Origin of the sequence: Bdellovibrio sp. (assembly GCF_036384735.1) — a bacterium.
Taxonomy (GTDB): domain Bacteria; phylum Bdellovibrionota; class Bdellovibrionia; order Bdellovibrionales; family Bdellovibrionaceae; genus Bdellovibrio.
This window is the reverse complement of sequence record NZ_DASVLT010000055.1, coordinates 74,280-89,578: the sequence shown is the minus strand read 5'-3', so window position 1 is coordinate 89,578 and position 15,299 is coordinate 74,280. Positions and strand designations below refer to the sequence as shown.

Genomic DNA, 15,299 nt, shown 5'->3' with positions numbered 1-15,299 from the left:
TTGGGAAGTAGCCGTCAAATACTCATATTTTGCTATAGATCGTAGGCTGTTTACTCAAGTGGGGGTAAATTTTTCATACTTGGCAAAAAGTTAAACTCTCAGGAGCCAGAACGGCCCCGGCGACGGGGTCTTTAGGTGTTGGGTTCTAATTTCAAGAAAAAATCAACTATAGTCCTTTTAAGAGCTCTACGGGCGGAATTTCAAGGGACTGGGCGATCTTGTAGAAAGTAACGAACGTTAGGCTCAATTGACCGGCTTCAATCTTTTGCCAGTGTTGGCGAGATTTAATTAATAGGTCCTCGCCGGTAACATCATACACGGTGAGCTTCTTTTTCTCCCTGATCTCACGAATTCTCTCACCAAGGGCCTTTAAAATCTTTTTATCCGTGCTTGAAATGAGTGCTGTTCCCTTTGCTAACCCCATGAATCTCCCAAATCCCACTGCGTATGATCTTATGCACTTGATCTTCTCTGTTTTGTGTGATGAATGTGCGTAAGATCTTACGCATTTGGCAGAATAAAGGAGCTATATGGAATATGCAGATATAGAGCCTCTGAATATTGAACTCCGTGAATGTCTAAAGATGGCTCTAGAGCAGCGAAAAAGTGATGGTGATGAATTTGCGGCGTTTTTAGAAGGTGCTATGCCAGACATTCACATCCTCTTTGAAAGGCCGGTGTTGGTGCCCTGTTATATTCTATTCGGGCTTGCTCAAGAACTGGGAATTGTTAATCAGGTTTTTAAAATTATCACTGACTATCAGTTGGAATATATCCGCGATTAAAGAAGCCAGAGGGATTGCTCAAGAAAGCACGTATTTCAGAACAGTTCTATGCAATCCCGACCAGCTCGCTTTTTTCGGGACGAAACAGTTTTGGGTATTCTTGCTCGTATGACCAAGCAAGCTTTAAAATCCAGTGTTTTCGAAAATGTTTCGAGTTTAGGAAGATTTACAACTTTTCCTAAACTGATAGTTGACTTCAGTACCTCATGGTATAGCAAACGAAATTAGTTCTTCAAAAACTACGGAATTTTCAAAGTAACTTAAGGAGAGAAATCCATGAAAAATTTGACAAAGGCCATTTTCGTTTTAATTTTGTCGTGCGGCTCAATCAGCTTAGCTGGTTATCGAGTTTGGAATGACGCTAACGAGGTGCCAAGATGTTTTAGAACTGATACCTTTGGCACCATATTCGGCGCCGCTATTTCGGACGTGTTCTGCCATTTCGCTTATGTAGTTGCTCCAGATAGTAACGGTGTCCTTAGATGCTTCAATTCCGATACATTTGGCGAGGCCTACGGCACGGCTGTCTCCGACGATCTTTGTGTCGGTCCATAAAGAAGTGGGCCTGCATTTGGCAGTGCGCCCTAATTAGAAGCAAAACCTCACCCCAAAAAGCACCCAAAATTTCCCCCCTCCAAATGCGAGTTCCGCAGCAGCGCCCAAAGGGCGCGAGCGAGGATGTCTGAGTATTTGGAGGGGGGCGGGATTTTTGGTGAAGGCAGCGCCAATCTAGTCGAATTAAGCGTTTCAAGGGCTTATACGACGATTTGGAAGAAAGAAGCAATCGACCTCTCCGAGCTGGTGCTAAAAAGGTGGGTCGAAAGGTGGACACTCTTTCAGGGCTGGTTTTCTGTGAGCAATGCGGTGACGGGATGTCAGGAAAGTCCGCTCACGGAAGTGTTAGAAAAGTTGGATACTATGAGCATATAAAATCAACTCGACTTCAGACAGCTCAGCACGAACGTATTTTCGTCAACAGAATCTCAGCAAAGCTCGGGCGGCTCCCTATTAAAAGACTTGTGGGGCTCCCAGCGCAGACTTCCTGATCGGGGTGTTACCGAGGCAAGTTTTGGCTTCAAAAGGCCCGTATTAATGGTTTGTAGTGGAAATACAGGGTGTCTTCTGCGAGAACCGGCCTGAAGGGGCTGACACCGCAGATTCAATGCCTGTTCGCAAAGGCTCATTTTGCTGACCGAGCAAAAAGACGAACTTCGGGAAATCGGCCTTAGAAGCACTCTGGTCAGAAAAGCTCAGGCGGTTCCAAATCGCCTTCTGACATCGGAGCGAAAGGGACCCCAGGAAGATTTGTTTTCGATACAGTACTCGGGATTCCAAATCCGGCAAACCAGCGCGAATACAGACGATTTGACCAAAATTTTTCGTCGCTGTTTTGCACCGTCTTCGAAAATTCCGAATATATCCTGCGTCTTCTGAGTCAAACTCTGTTCAGCTCGAACGAGCTTTCTAGAAAAATGACTCGAAAAAGCGTCGATTTTTTCGCGCTCGGTTTCTCCGTGGCTTTTGCGAAGAGTGAACAATCAACGTGAGTTCATGACTTCCGACGAAAAGTGAGGACGGAAAAAAACATATGGCCAGAATTCGCCCCGCCACAGAATCGCCAGCTTTTCGATCCGGGGCTGGCGCCGTTCCCGGCTCCAAATCACTAACTTCTCTTCTGTCGCCGTCAAACTTTTAAGCGATGACAGTTTTCGCTTATTTTCATAATCCTTTAAACAGATTTTGTGCCAAATCAGATATATAACTCACTCGCATTGGCATGAAGGTGGCAAGGTCGTTCTACAGTAAACTTTTGCTTCTGTATCATGGGAAATTAATCCCAATAATTTCGGAACGGTATCTATTTTTAAGGGTTGGCACCGTAGCTGGCGGTGTATAGAAAGGCACTCCAATCATGAAATTTACTAAAATTATTTTAAGTTTATTTGCAATTTTGTCGGCCCCAATCGCATTTGCCGGCTCTCCGTTTTTAATTAAAGTTAAAGAAGGATTTTCAGCAACCTTACCGGCGGAAACCTTTAAGGATGCTTGGGATAGTACCCTGGCGATCGTGCAAACGAACGGACAAACAGCAGCGGGCCGGACAGCAAGTGGCGTTGTCGTATTTAAAGAAAATCGCGGTGGGTTCACGTATCTAGGGGTCTTAACCGCAGGACATGTCATTTCTGATATGTATCAGAAGGAAAAACGAATATATCCAATTCCCATGAAAGTCTTTGAGTATGATTCGAAGTCTGGGAAGATAAACAATGATTTTTTTGACCAAACTGGGCTTTTAGCAAACTCTTTTTTTACATCGAAAAAGGATCTGGATGTAGGTTTAATTGTCATAAAAACCACTCAACAAGATGGTGACAAAGTAAAGGCAATTCCTTTTTCGGGGTCATGTGATTTAAATTCCGGTGATCCACTAATTGCTTTCGGGTATCCGAACGTCGATTTACGCAGGCCAGAACTTCAAAGAGTTCCAATCCCAGATTCTCAAAAAATAGAGAAAAGAGCTTCTGTCGGCGTTTTTATATCTAACGACGGAAAATATGGCGCAACGACAACAGTAGATAGCTTACCAGGAAATAGCGGCGGCCCCGTATTAAATGAGCGAGGAGAAATAGTTGGAGTCCTTACCAAAGCTCTAGCAATGTATTCTGTTGGGGGCGTTAAAAATCAAAATGCCGAAATAGATTACCCCTATTTGGGCAATGAAACGCCGACAAATCTTCAACACCATAGTATAATGTCTTCGTGCAGAGGTACAAAAAACTACGCAATGGACAGTTGGGAACAGGCTATAAAGACTTTTCCTAAAGATATTTAATTTTCTTCTTAAAGGTAAAAAGTACGAATCATTTTTTCGGTGAACCTATCTAAAAGAATTCTTTGCGGGCCGGAGAACAAACCGGCTCCGTTTTAAAAAGCGCAGGCTTTTTATCGCGCGACTCGAATGCCGGCGTTATTCCCAGGCTTCGAGCTTTGTCCGATGCGAGATTCTGCCTGCGAATACGAGTAATCCTGATGATGCGCCTTCAAATGTAAGGGCCACAGTTTACAAAATTGGACCTAAATAGTAAAAAGTGGCTGGCCAGGTAATCGCTGATCCACAATCCGCGTCAACTGCGATAGACATTCCTTTTAAATCAGGGGCAGGCGTCGGTCTTCAGGTGCGCGCACCCGCTGCCTTGGCAGTGGACTTAATTTTGCAAAATATTCGTCGGTACCTAAATGGCATTTATTAGGAGCTGGGACACAATTTAAGCAGTTAAGGAAATTATGCGAACGTTTTTTGTCATTTTGACCAGTCTTTACTCAGTTTTAGCGCTAGGGCAAACACCAAATGGCTCCTCTCTGAGCTTATCTGGAGCGCCTCTTGTAACGCCAGACTCTGGAGTCTGCGCACGAAGCATTTTATTTCTTCCTCAGCTTCACGAGGACCAGCTAACGGGGCTGAATAGCGCAGCCCTGACGAAGATGATTTCGCAATCCCAGTTTGCAATCGCGACCGAACTCTTGAAGCATTCTAATGCACCCGTATTTTCAGAGGGCACGTATGCTATCATGGACCTCGATTGGTATAGGAAGAACGCGGATGACAGTGAAAGCACTATTCAAAAATATAAAAATGCGTTCCCCGTTGGACTTCCAAAATCATATAGCGAAATGACCGTAGATCAAACCTATAAAATTGCAAAGGCTGGAGGAGACCTGACGCTTCTTCTGTTGGGATTGATTCCTAGAATATACCCTGTGGCGACAGATGCTACCGCTGAGGATAACTTTTTCAAGATCAGCCAGGCTTGGTTACAAGCTCATCCAGGTCACGATTTCTCTGAAGACCCACAAATGGACTACATTGCTATGACTCGCAGAGAACGACTTGCCCTGCAGCAGGTGGACGACTTTTTTGCGAAAAACCAGAATCAGAATGAAGTAATATTGATTTTCGGCTCAAATCACGTTTTCACAAAGTATCCAGATTTGTTCGATCCAAAATGCATTCGCACAGGACATACGGATGTATCCGAACATTGAGCCTAGGTTGTGGCACGCTCTAGCTTCAATCTAACAAGGCGGTTTGGGGTCTTTCCTGGTCTCGGTAGCACAGTGGTCAACAAAGCTCAGGAACCGCCGTCGCTCTCTAAAAAACTGCGGCTTTTCCCAAAAAGCTCGCTTTACTGACCGTCGAGGGCAAAAAAATGCCGCCGCTCCCTCGCATGAGGAAACGGCGGCACTTTTCATGAAACTTATGCTGGACTTGGTGTAATTGATGGATCAATAGACAGGTTTGTTTTGTCTTGCGATTCCACTTTTGACTGAAGAGCTTTTTTAGCGACCCATTCTTTTTTCTGGGCGTGAACTGAGCCGTGCGAACAAGCCGCCACTCGGGCGATCTCTCGATACGATAGGCCCGCTTCGAGGAGGGATTCAATCAAGGCTGAATTTCTTTTGCGAACTCGGCCAATGATTTTTCCTTTTGCTCTTGCATTTTTTAATCCCGCAACCACGCGTTCTCTAATAAGTTCCCGCTCAAGTTGGGCGAGTGCTCCGAGGATTGTGAACAGCGCCATTCCCATAGGGGAATTGGTGTCTAAAGCTTCCGTGATTGATAAAAAGCGCACTGATTTTTCTTTAAATTTCTGAAGTGCTTTGAGCAAGTGGCTCACGCTGCGGGCGAACCTTGAGAAGGAAAAAACAATGACCTGTTCCGCTTCGCCTTTTTCAACTTTTTCCATAAGGCGATTCAATGCGGGCCTGCTTTCCTTGGCTCCCGAGATGCCGTGATCCTCAAAAATTTCATAGTTCATGATTCCTTGTTTGGCACACCAATCAGTCAGTGCGCGAGTTTGACTCTCAGTATTTTGATCTTGGGTGCTCACTCTGACGTACAATAGAACTGTCTTTGCTGTATCCATTAAGATACCTCCAAAAGGAAAAGGCCCGATTTAATATGCGAGCCTGCGGTGAAAAAATAAAAAATAGATAAAGAGAACCTAGGCCCAACTCAAAGTGAGAGCCTTTACGATGGAGCGCTTTAGCTCGGGATCAAGGGAATTTAGTCCGTCAAAGGGGCTTGTGCCTGGATAAATTTCTTTTTTCCAAAGCGCATAGGCCCAGGCAATGGCGATTTTGTGGGGGTAATTAAGTCGCAGTTTAAAGATTTGGTCCCACTGGATTTCTTGGTTTTTAAGATCTATAAAGGGCTTCGTGCATTCTTGAAGGTAAAAATCACTACTCATAATCACAAGGACCGCGAGCATACTCGGCGTGAGGGGATGAGTTAAATTTAGGTTATTCATGCCACTCCTAGTGCAGGTCTAAGTTGGCATTAGGCTTGTCGCGGCCATTCTTTAATTTAGAAATGATCTCGGCCCTTGAGTTGCGCTGACTATCCATACCCTCAGCAAGGCTTTTTAGGCGGACCCCTTTGATTTTTAAAAACGTCAAAAATGCCGATAACGACTTTGAGTCATTCCCAGCAATATGGGTAAGATCTGGAACAACCAGCATCGAAATTTCTTCTCGTTCAATTAAATCCAAAACCTTTTGCCACAGGGGACGCTCTTTTTCATGAGGAAGCACCTCTTCGGCAAAGATCTCAGATTCCACCATGGTATCGCGGCAGTAATCTTGAACCGAGCTAAGAACAGATTTGTCGTTTTCTAAGCCCAAAGAAACATAAGCAACTATTGGAAAACCGTAAAAATAAGACATGAAAACCTCCGGGGAAAATAAAAAAGCCCGAGGGGTCTCCTCGGGCTTCATGGAAAAAATTTAAATATTGAATGAACCTACGGCTTTTGCAGGGTAGGCCGTGGTTTTGCGTTTAAAAGCGTGTGCGTAAATCGTGTATAGCTCATTTGATCGTGCATATGAGCGTGGATCGCAGCTTCCGCCATGTCGGTCGTAAGCCTTGCGAGCTTTGGCCCAAATCCCACGCCGAGTGCGACGGCCACAAACCAAGAAATAAATCTCACCATAAAAATCTCCTTCCGGATTTTTTTGAAAAAATCCAAATCGATAAAATAAAAATCCAAAAGAAGGAGAATGTTTGACGTAACTGAATTCAAAAATGGTGACGAATTTTCGACCCTACCAGAGTCCTACCAAAACCCTACCAAATTTTGAAATGCCGTGAAATATGCTGAAATACTGACCAGAGAGCGTGCTCGTGTTAATATTTGTGTAACTGTTTAAATTGATTTGAGTATTGAAAGTTCACTCTCAATGAGCAGCGAAGAATGGCGGAGAGGGCGGGATTTGAACCCCTAAACTTAAAAATCCATTTTTCGAGAATAGAGCATTTTGAAATTTTAATTTTGTCATTTCTTGAAATTTCATAAAGTTGCGCTGATGATTAACACCGATAAAGTCGACCTTTTGAGTGACGAATTTTCGTCACTTAAAATTTTTCAACAGAAATTACCGGTTAAGAAGCCTACGAATCATGTCAGGCAGTCAGCCCTTCTTCGCCCCTTGAGCTTGATTCCAAACTCCACCAAAGCGGCTCGAACAGCCGATTTCGAGGAAAAATTTTCCGCCGCAATTTGGGCTATAGAACGGCCTTCAATGCGGTATTTTGCTCGAGGAAATTCTTTTCTTTCCAAGGCTGCGTATGTATAAAATCAATGATGTCAATGATATGCGAATTTGGTGAGATGAGTGAGGAAACATTTCGTCCCGATGACAGTTGGTCAGTCATTTATCTAAATGGCTGAGCCCTACGAATTTGGAAAAAGGAAAACGGAAGTCATAACATAGACTTCCGTTTTTTGTTTGTAGGTTCGATAGTACCAAATTCATTAGCTCCTGTTTGTTTTTCTTCACAATTCATAGAGTCAAACAGCATCGGTGCCTTGGAAGCCAAGTCCATCAATGGAATCAGGTTATTTTGCTCGCTCTGTTTGTATCATCGACAATTTTATAAGCCAGAGTACGATAGTTAGATTTGTCTCTTTCGTAGGCCTTTATGATTTTCCTAGAGAACGAATAATTTCGCTCAAAGAAGCCTTCAGGGGAGTTTTTTTGTCGGAACTTTTTTTTAAGTTGAGATAAATCTTATAGGGACAATCGTACCAAGGGGTATTTAGGATACTGACTTTTCTTCGTTGTTCGATGCTTAAAGCAAAATCGGGAACCAGGCCGGCTCCGAGTCCATTGGCGACGAGCTCGATGATGGCACTCCAGCTACCGATTTCATGGGAAATAGACGGATGCTGTGCATAGTGATCTTTATAGGCCTTCTTGAAAAATTCGGTTTCATAGCGAGGCTCGGTCAAAAGAAATTCAATTTGAGTGAGGTCTTTTTTTTCTGGAGGGGTAATCAAAACAAAGCGACCGCTTTTGATGGGAACTTGAATCAGGGTTGGTAAAGATTGTTTCTCAAGCGTGATCGATAGATCCAAGCTTCCCTTGGCAGTTTTCTCAAGAAGATCGGAGGTGGTGCCAAAAACAACTTCAAGTCTCACATCAGGGTGAAGCTTTGTCATTTTTTTAATGATATGAATTAGTAAATCTTGAGTCATAGACTGTGAAATGCCTAGTGTTGCAGTTCCTACGATTTTTGTCAGAGCGGCATTGGATTTGTCCGCCATGCGTTTTAATAGTTCCAGAATTTCCTTGCTTTCAGTGGCCAGGGCATAGCCTCTCTGAGTCACTTCAAATTTTCTTTTACCATGAATAAGAAGTTGCATGTCCATCTGTTCTTCTAAGGCTTTAATCGCCTGACTTATGGCTGGATGGCTCACTCGGTTTTTTTCTGCAGCAGCGCTAATACCGCCCAACTCGACGGCATCAACAAAATACTTGAGATGATAGATGTTTGGAATTGTCATAATTAATTACATTAATTGTTATTTTTATGTAATTTACAAGATCTATTTTAAGATTTAAATACATGTCCATGAAAACGATAATGGATTTGGAAACATTCATAGCCGAAGGTGAGTATTTTCTTCAGAGGGCTCTTCTGAGAATGCGTCGAGCTGGATTGGATATTGGAACTTGCGATATTGATCACCTCTGCTTTCGCGTTCATTCCGAAGATGAATATTCACTGTATAAAGTGCTTCTTAGCGAGCAGGCTGTGTTACTTACTGAAGTTCCTGTTAACGGACGTTTTATTGCCACTTTTAAGTTGCATCAGGGATTCAGGATCGGAGACAGAGTAGTAAATGTGGTAGAGCTTCCAGCTCCAAAAAAAAGCTGTACCTACCTCACAGGTTTTGAACATCTTGAGGTGGTGATCTCAGAATCCTTTGAGACTTTTCAGGCGCATTATCCCCATTTGTTATTCGAGCCTGTCGCTCGCAAGGTTCTCAATTCAGAGCTTTGTTTAAAGTTCGAAGATTTTCAGGTGAAATTCCATCACAATTCACTCGAGCGTGTAATCGAAATAGAGGAGGCAGAGCTTAGTGACATCGTTTTCGACTTAGATGGTACTTTGGTGGATTCTCTTCAGCAGATTCTTGAGGTGAATCGTCGGGTGCTGAGTGAAATTCTTCAGCGAGATGTGACACAGGACGAAGTCATAACCAACTTTCATTCGGATTTTAAGGGGATTTTTGTGGCATTTCAGATTGTCGAAGAGGCCGCGCAAAGACGATTTATTCAGCGCTGGTCGACTCTTTCGAAAGAAGCGTCTTACTTCTTATTTGAAGGAGTCATGTCCCTTTTGTCTCACTGCAAAGATCAAAGTCTTCGTCTTCATCTATGGACTGCACGAGATTTTGAATCAACTATTCATATTTTAGATGCTTTGGGTGTTGTTGAGTATTTTGATTCCATGAGCTGCGCGAACGAGGAGTCATCCAAACCTCAAGCCACGAACTTCATTGGATCGTCAAGCCGAGAAGTAGGGGCCTTTATCATGTTGGGAGACAGTGCCACGGATATGCTCGCCGCTCAAAACATTAAGGCCATTGCGGCGGCAGCAAGCTGGAATAGCGTTGTGGTTCACGATGATCTGATAAAAGCAGGAGCTGAAATATCTTTTAAAAAGCCGACTGAGTTTCTCAATTGGTTGAAGGAGCGTTGGTAATTATGTCTGGTATTCATGATCGATTGCGACGGCTTCGTCTGCAACAAAATCTAACCATCAACAACATAGCTGAAAAAACGGGAATTTCGGCCAGTACTTACAAGGCATGGGAAAATGGTCGACAGATTCAAGGAGAGCCATATCCTGCCTTAGCGCGGGTCTATCAAGTTTCTTTACAGGAATTAATTACAGGTGAAAAAGCAAATTGTTTCCAGATACTTGAGCGCATAGATCGGCTCCGGCACGAGTTGCAGGAGATGAAAAATGATCTACTTGGACTTTTTTAGAGGTCGACCAGGACCTATTTTCTCGGTCTTGCGGAAATTGAATTATTTTAATGTGCACATAACAACTCAGTCTGTGACTGAGAAAAAGGAGCTTTTATGAAAATGTTTATTTTGATGATTTCATTGCTGTCCGTTTCCGCTGCTTTTGCGGCAACAGATACCTATCAAGGAACCGTCGTTGAAGATAGCGGTTATATTGGTGTGCAAACACCAGGTGATGGCTTTATTGCTTTTGATGATCAAGCTATGTCGCCATCTTTATTGAATGAAACATGGGCCTGCCTTGGTAGGTCAGCAATAGTGAAGGTTGAAGATCGTGGCATGTTGGTCGATCTCCTCAGCATCTCTTGCCAATAATCAGCAGACCAGGAGATTTTATGAAAACGATGTTGATCGCGGCCCTGCTTTTCTTCTATAATTTCAGCTTTGCCGCAGAGACAGTCCGTGTCTCTGTGCGAGCTCCTTTTAGTTGCGAGAATGCAGAAACTCAAGCTCAGGCGGAGCTTGCAGAACAGTGCCAGAATCAAGGTGGAAGCTTGATGCATATTCAATACTTTGGCTGCATATCAGACGGGGATGATGGTGGGTATGTGAACTATTTCCTTGAGACAGTGCAGGGATTCTGTCAGACCAATTGAAGATTGTGTACTCTCCAGAGTACACAATCTTCAATCTTCTCTAGACGAATCATAGATATCGGTTTACTTCTCCTTCCATTGATAGCAACAAAGGAGCCGTCTATGATAAATTTAAAGACGATTATTTTTACAGTGGTTTTATTTGGAACATATTCCGCCCAGGCGCTTCCCAAACATTTGTTCTGGTGCAGCCTCTTGAGCGCAGATCCGATGAGCCAGGTCTATTTTGAAATCGAAGATAGTCAGGTTCACAGCGGTGAGGTCGGAATCCTTATGATTTCTAAACAGCCTCAAAATCAAGCTACTCCTGGTTGGCGGATTGTCGAGACTGACTCAGTCAATTAGACCGATTAACGACGAAGTTCAGAGGGCGAATAGCCAAATCTCTTTTTGAACCGAATCGCAAATCGCGACGCTGATTCATACCCTACGGTCATTGCTACATCTACAATCGGTAACGACGTTGCCTGAAGCAATGTCAATGCGAGTGACATTCTTACATCCATAGCAATCTCTGAAAAAGAGCTTCCTTCATCAGAAAGCCTTCTTCTAAATGTCGCCTCACTCATCGCAAATTTATTGGCCACTTCAGCTGCTACCCACTCTTTGTGTGGCATCTCTGAGATGAGAGAACGAACTTCCAGAGTAAGACGTTTCCTGTTTGTTACTGGAAATCGAACTCCATGCTGGCAAAGCCAAAGAAGAACCTCAGAGACTCTGCTTTTTGCGATTTCATGAGAAAGAGATTTTGTATCTCGAATGGCATTAAAGGCTCTTTCAAAAGCCTCCAAAAAATCAGGCTCAAGATTATTCAGGGTCTTTGCTTCTTCTATTTCTTCTAGGCCTTTAAAGTTTCGTGCTATTTCCTCTATCAGTTCGCTAGAACAGGCAATCCAGCTCGATTGAAATTCCCCATCAAGAGGTGCGTTGTGAACATCAAAGACCTGTCCTTTAGAAATTGCTACGATCTCATTTTTTGTTGCCTGGTATTTTTTCTTGCCATTGCTAAGATGCTTTTTTCCCCTGCGAATCAAAATGATAACCGATTGATCAATAGCCAATCTTTTGAATGTCATATCTCCCCGTTGAATGACCGTTGCAACAGTCCCTACACCTTCTCGGGTTTTGATTTTTCGGTCATAAATTTTTGAAGGAGGCATATTTTTAACTCCACAGCGCACATTGATCGGGTTGGCACCTAAATTGAGCGTCTTAACACCTCTTGATGTTATCACTAGGAGTACACTCTGATAAAGTTTAACTGACGAGGAGGCAAAAATGCTAACCAAAATCCTACTATCGACATTTCTAATATCATCTATGCTTGGTGTGTCCGCGCATGCAGAATTAAAACTTTCAAGTAGCTCCATCTCTTCAAAAAAGCAAATCGACAATAAATTTGTGGCAAATGGGTTTGGTTGTTCGGGGCAGAATATTTCACCGGAACTTCATTGGAGTGGCGCTCCTAAAGATACAAAATACTATGCAATCACACTTTACGATCAAGATGCTCCAACAGGCTCAGGCTGGTGGCACTGGCTTATCATTAATATCCCAGTGAATAGCTTTACAATCCCAGAAGGTGCAAGTTCCAATGAAAGCACTCTTCCCACAGGAGCAATTCAAACTAAAAACGACGGTGGTCAGTACGGATACTTTGGGCCGTGTCCTCCAAGAGGTGATAAAACTCATCATTACACTCTGAGACTTGTCGCCCTTAAAGATAAGATTCCACTAACAAAAGACGTTTCAGGTGCTATGGTTGGTTTTTATATAAACTCGCTTAAGCTAGAAGAAGCAATACTTCGATTTAATTTCGAAAGATAACCTCAGTCTGAAGCCAGCCGGAACGCGTTTAGCTAACGCGCAAACCAAGTTGTTGGTGGCAGTGTCAGCTAACACCATGGTCTGAAATAATAAAGAAAGCCCTGCTTTAAAAGTCAGGGCTTAAGGAAAAATATTTTCATTTCTATGCACAAAGCAAATTTATGCCGTTGTTTGATTTACTTTTTGTGCCTTGCACAGATTTGGAACGGCACATTGAGGTTCCTTCGTCGAATCCAGCTTTATACGAGATATTAAATGAGAAGGCTGACTGCTTGTTCTTAAGCTATGGACATCCTTTATTAGGTAGGGCCCCAAGACATTCAATTTCAACTCCGGCCATCTCGACCTATTTGATATTCATCATGCGAAAGATAAAACTTTGATAGTAAGAAAATTCCTCAACCGTTTTCCTTACTGTGTCTGCTTGATGGCCATAGCCCAGGGGTTGAACAAACAAGTAATATCGGTCCCTATCAGGCCGATCATAGAGTGCTTTAAAGAGCCTCATCGAATGCGACGGATTGACATTAGGATCGCCGTAAGCGGTCCTTAAGAGGATCGGTGGGAGATCAATGGTCGTAGCTTGCTTACTGATCGGCTGATATTGTTCCCAAAATGCTTTTACTGCGGGATCCACGGAATTACCATAATCTTGTCGCTGCCACATTTCGCCAGGAGAATCCGTCCTCGCTGAATTTAACACGTCCGTGACTGGAGAACGGGCAACCACCGCTCCATATAAATCTGGTCTTTGCATTGCTGCCGTTAAAACTAACAGACCACCGTTGCTCTGGCCGATAGCGGCGATTCTTTTGGTATGTGCAAATCCTAATTTATTGAGAAACTGGATGGCACTATTAAAATCATCGACACCATTTTTGCGACCAGGTCCCCAGGAGTTTTTCCAAGAGGCAATTCCAAGCTCTCCGCCGCCACGAACAGTCACCGTTGCAGTAAATCCACCATGATCAAATATGTTGTCGGCAACAAGTCCGAAATCACCCAACCCTTCGTTAGGCTGAATAATGCTATTAAAACCGCCGTAGGCCGCCACAATTCCAAAATTGTCAGAATCAAAAAGCTTCATGTTTCTGGGCATTGAAACCCAAAGAGGCAAACGTTTTCCGTCAGAAGTTGGATACATGAGCAATCGAGTCACAGCTTTCGTTCGACTGAAAGTGGTATCAGCAGTCTGTTGCGTTGTAAAAAAATGCCCAGTATCGAAGTCAAACGCTTGAATAAAAGTCTGATGGTCCAAATGGTCAGCAGTGAAGTAGAGCTTTGATTGCCTAATCGCTAAAAGGTTGTAAGGAAAGCCAGGCTTTAAAGGTAAAGTCTGCTCCGAGAAAGCCTGGTTATCGTCAAAGGCTCCTCTGTATACCCGGATTTCGTTTCTTCCTCGATTCAAGAGGGATACGGCCATTTTCAAATAGCCCGACGGGTCGTATTGCAGTGAAAGCTGTAAAGGCACGGGGACTTCAGTAGCTTCCTTGGGTGAGGGAGTACGGCCGGAGTTTAACCGAACTAAGATTCTATCCTTTGCTAGATTCAAAAAATTTATTTTAAGAGTAAGATCTTCTGGATTTGCAGTTGGCGTTATTTTATGAACCTTAATCGCAAATTCCGAATCGTTGTTGAATGTTCCATCTTCATTAAGGTGGTCTAAATCACTATAGACAATATACACGTCGTTTCCAACGATCAGGGGATTGACAGAGTTCAGTCCATTTCCCGAGCAATAAGTAAAGAAAACCTCGATGATTTTCCGATTTACTTGGTTCGTAATCGTGTGACGACACAGCATTGTACCCATCATTTCGGAATCAATTTTCAGAGTCAGCGCATCGACCTGAATGGTATTTACCTGCGGAGTAGGAGTTGAGACATCATGAGGCTTAACTTCTAAAGGGTTTTCTCTTTTTTCAAATTGAGGATTTTCAGCAAGATTGTGAACTTGAGTCCAAGTGGAGTTCTCATTCTGCATTCCTCGATAAGATTGCACATTATACAACTGAAATTCTAAGTTCCCGACTTTATCTGTTTTGTAAGTTGCGGAGTATTTAGGTTCTTTTGCAACATCCAGAGTGGATTGTAGAATGTCTCGATATCTTTGATCGCAAGTTAAATATTGAAATGTACGAAGGTTACTGGCCTGAACCCAGTTTGTAACGACCTCCGATGTCTGGTATTCAGTTTGCTCATCAGTGGGGATAACCAGATTTCCATCATTGAGGTTAGGGCCTTGAAGCTGACAATATTTATTCGCTTGAGTATATTCCCACGGATTGAGAGGTTGATTGCTCGTCCCGGAACTTCTATTTGTAACGATAAAGACTTCATCCTGATTTTTCTGATTTGAAAGTGTTGTAAGAGTTCCAGACGGATCTCGAATCACGGAGTTATGTGAACATGAGATTAGAAAAATCAAAAAAGCTGAACTGAGAAAAAATTGTTTCATACTCACATATTACCTTTTGTGACTGTAAATCCGCAAAGTTTCGGTCCTGTTTAATTAGAAGCTGGATTATGGTCATATCTATTTGTTTTGCTATTCCTGGCAATTCCGATCGAACAAGCAATGTCACCACTAAATGTATTCGTTCGCACAGAACTTTATGGTTCATAGACGTGTCGTGAAGGGCGGACTAGAATCGCCTCAATCGATAAGTATGTTCCAATGAAAATCTTGAGAACACCCGGGTAAATCCGGAGT

At 43.1% G+C, this 15,299-nt stretch carries 18 protein-coding genes; 11 read left to right on the top strand and 7 right to left on the bottom strand.

Annotated elements, in window-relative coordinates; genetic code table 11:
• Positions 1-166 precede the first annotated feature (166 nt).
• On the bottom strand, positions 167-424 hold the full coding sequence (locus tag VF412_RS16975) for a helix-turn-helix transcriptional regulator (protein ID WP_331340456.1): 258 nt from the start codon (positions 422-424) through the stop codon (positions 167-169).
• A 106-nt stretch (positions 425-530) separates the two neighbouring features.
• Between VF412_RS16975 and VF412_RS16970 the strand changes: the two genes are divergently transcribed.
• The 4 genes from VF412_RS16970 to VF412_RS16955 all read left to right on the top strand — a co-directional run bounded on the left by VF412_RS16970 (position 531) and on the right by VF412_RS16955 (position 4,829).
• Positions 531-785: a hypothetical protein gene (locus VF412_RS16970; RefSeq protein WP_331340455.1), complete on the top strand. Its 255-nt coding sequence runs from the start codon at positions 531-533 to the stop codon at positions 783-785.
• A gap of 678 nt (positions 786-1,463) precedes the next feature.
• The gene (locus VF412_RS16965; RefSeq protein WP_331340454.1) at positions 1,464-1,715 is read left to right on the top strand and encodes a hypothetical protein; all 252 of its coding nucleotides are present in this window, start codon (positions 1,464-1,466) and stop codon (positions 1,713-1,715) included.
• Between the two features lie 982 nt (positions 1,716-2,697).
• Positions 2,698-3,618 carry a S1 family peptidase gene (locus tag VF412_RS16960; RefSeq protein WP_331340453.1) on the top strand — a complete coding sequence of 307 codons (921 nt, stop codon included), beginning with the start codon at positions 2,698-2,700 and terminating at the stop codon, positions 3,616-3,618.
• A gap of 452 nt (positions 3,619-4,070) precedes the next feature.
• Positions 4,071-4,829, top strand: coding sequence for a hypothetical protein (locus VF412_RS16955; protein ID WP_331340452.1), 759 nt, complete (start codon positions 4,071-4,073; stop codon positions 4,827-4,829).
• 212 nt (positions 4,830-5,041) lie between these two features.
• Here VF412_RS16955 and VF412_RS16950 read toward each other — a convergent pair whose 3' ends face one another.
• The 3 genes from VF412_RS16950 to VF412_RS16940 form a co-directional block, all read right to left on the bottom strand.
• The gene (locus VF412_RS16950; RefSeq protein ID WP_331340451.1) at positions 5,042-5,710 is read right to left on the bottom strand and encodes a recombinase family protein; all 669 of its coding nucleotides are present in this window, start codon (positions 5,708-5,710) and stop codon (positions 5,042-5,044) included.
• A 78-nt stretch (positions 5,711-5,788) separates the two neighbouring features.
• Positions 5,789-6,094: a hypothetical protein gene (locus tag VF412_RS16945; RefSeq protein ID WP_331340450.1), complete on the bottom strand. Its 306-nt coding sequence runs from the start codon at positions 6,092-6,094 to the stop codon at positions 5,789-5,791.
• Between the two features lie 7 nt (positions 6,095-6,101).
• Positions 6,102-6,509: a recombinase family protein gene (locus VF412_RS16940; RefSeq protein WP_331340449.1), complete on the bottom strand. Its 408-nt coding sequence runs from the start codon at positions 6,507-6,509 to the stop codon at positions 6,102-6,104.
• A gap of 615 nt (positions 6,510-7,124) precedes the next feature.
• Between VF412_RS16940 and VF412_RS16935 the strand changes: the two genes are divergently transcribed.
• Positions 7,125-7,418 (top strand): hypothetical protein, encoded by a 294-nt coding sequence (locus tag VF412_RS16935; protein ID WP_331340448.1) that lies wholly within the window; start codon positions 7,125-7,127, stop codon positions 7,416-7,418.
• Between the two features lie 344 nt (positions 7,419-7,762).
• Here VF412_RS16935 and VF412_RS16930 read toward each other — a convergent pair whose 3' ends face one another.
• Positions 7,763-8,629 carry a LysR family transcriptional regulator gene (locus VF412_RS16930; RefSeq protein WP_331340447.1) on the bottom strand — a complete coding sequence of 289 codons (867 nt, stop codon included), beginning with the start codon at positions 8,627-8,629 and terminating at the stop codon, positions 7,763-7,765.
• Positions 8,630-8,697: 68 nt separating this feature from the next.
• Here VF412_RS16930 and VF412_RS16925 point away from each other — a divergent pair, with 68 nt between their 5' ends.
• The 5 genes from VF412_RS16925 (at position 8,698) to VF412_RS16905 (ending at position 11,104) form a co-directional block, all read left to right on the top strand.
• On the top strand, positions 8,698-9,834 hold the full coding sequence (locus tag VF412_RS16925; RefSeq protein ID WP_331340446.1) for a VOC family protein: 1,137 nt from the start codon (positions 8,698-8,700) through the stop codon (positions 9,832-9,834).
• 2 nt (positions 9,835-9,836) lie between these two features.
• The gene (locus VF412_RS16920; protein WP_331340445.1) at positions 9,837-10,121 is read left to right on the top strand and encodes a helix-turn-helix transcriptional regulator; all 285 of its coding nucleotides are present in this window, start codon (positions 9,837-9,839) and stop codon (positions 10,119-10,121) included.
• 96 nt (positions 10,122-10,217) lie between these two features.
• Positions 10,218-10,478 (top strand): hypothetical protein, encoded by a 261-nt coding sequence (locus tag VF412_RS16915; protein ID WP_331340444.1) that lies wholly within the window; start codon positions 10,218-10,220, stop codon positions 10,476-10,478.
• Between the two features lie 20 nt (positions 10,479-10,498).
• Entirely contained in the window at positions 10,499-10,759 is a 261-nt protein-coding gene (locus VF412_RS16910) for a hypothetical protein (protein WP_331340443.1), read from the top strand.
• Positions 10,760-10,861: 102 nt separating this feature from the next.
• Positions 10,862-11,104 (top strand): hypothetical protein, encoded by a 243-nt coding sequence (locus tag VF412_RS16905; protein WP_331340442.1) that lies wholly within the window; start codon positions 10,862-10,864, stop codon positions 11,102-11,104.
• 5 nt (positions 11,105-11,109) lie between these two features.
• On the opposite strand, the gene VF412_RS16900 is transcribed toward VF412_RS16905, so the two are convergent.
• Positions 11,110-12,048: an AraC family transcriptional regulator gene (locus VF412_RS16900; RefSeq protein WP_331340441.1), complete on the bottom strand. Its 939-nt coding sequence runs from the start codon at positions 12,046-12,048 to the stop codon at positions 11,110-11,112.
• Position 12,049: 1 nt separating this feature from the next.
• Here VF412_RS16900 and VF412_RS16895 point away from each other — a divergent pair, with 1 nt between their 5' ends.
• Entirely contained in the window at positions 12,050-12,586 is a 537-nt protein-coding gene (locus VF412_RS16895; RefSeq protein ID WP_414640845.1) for a YbhB/YbcL family Raf kinase inhibitor-like protein, read from the top strand.
• Positions 12,587-12,932: 346 nt separating this feature from the next.
• Here the strand turns inward: VF412_RS16895 and VF412_RS16890 are convergent, their stop codons facing one another.
• Positions 12,933-15,044, bottom strand: a complete 2,112-nt coding sequence (locus VF412_RS16890; RefSeq protein WP_331340478.1) for a prolyl oligopeptidase family serine peptidase — start codon at positions 15,042-15,044, stop codon at positions 12,933-12,935.
• Positions 15,045-15,299: the final 255 nt, after the last annotated feature.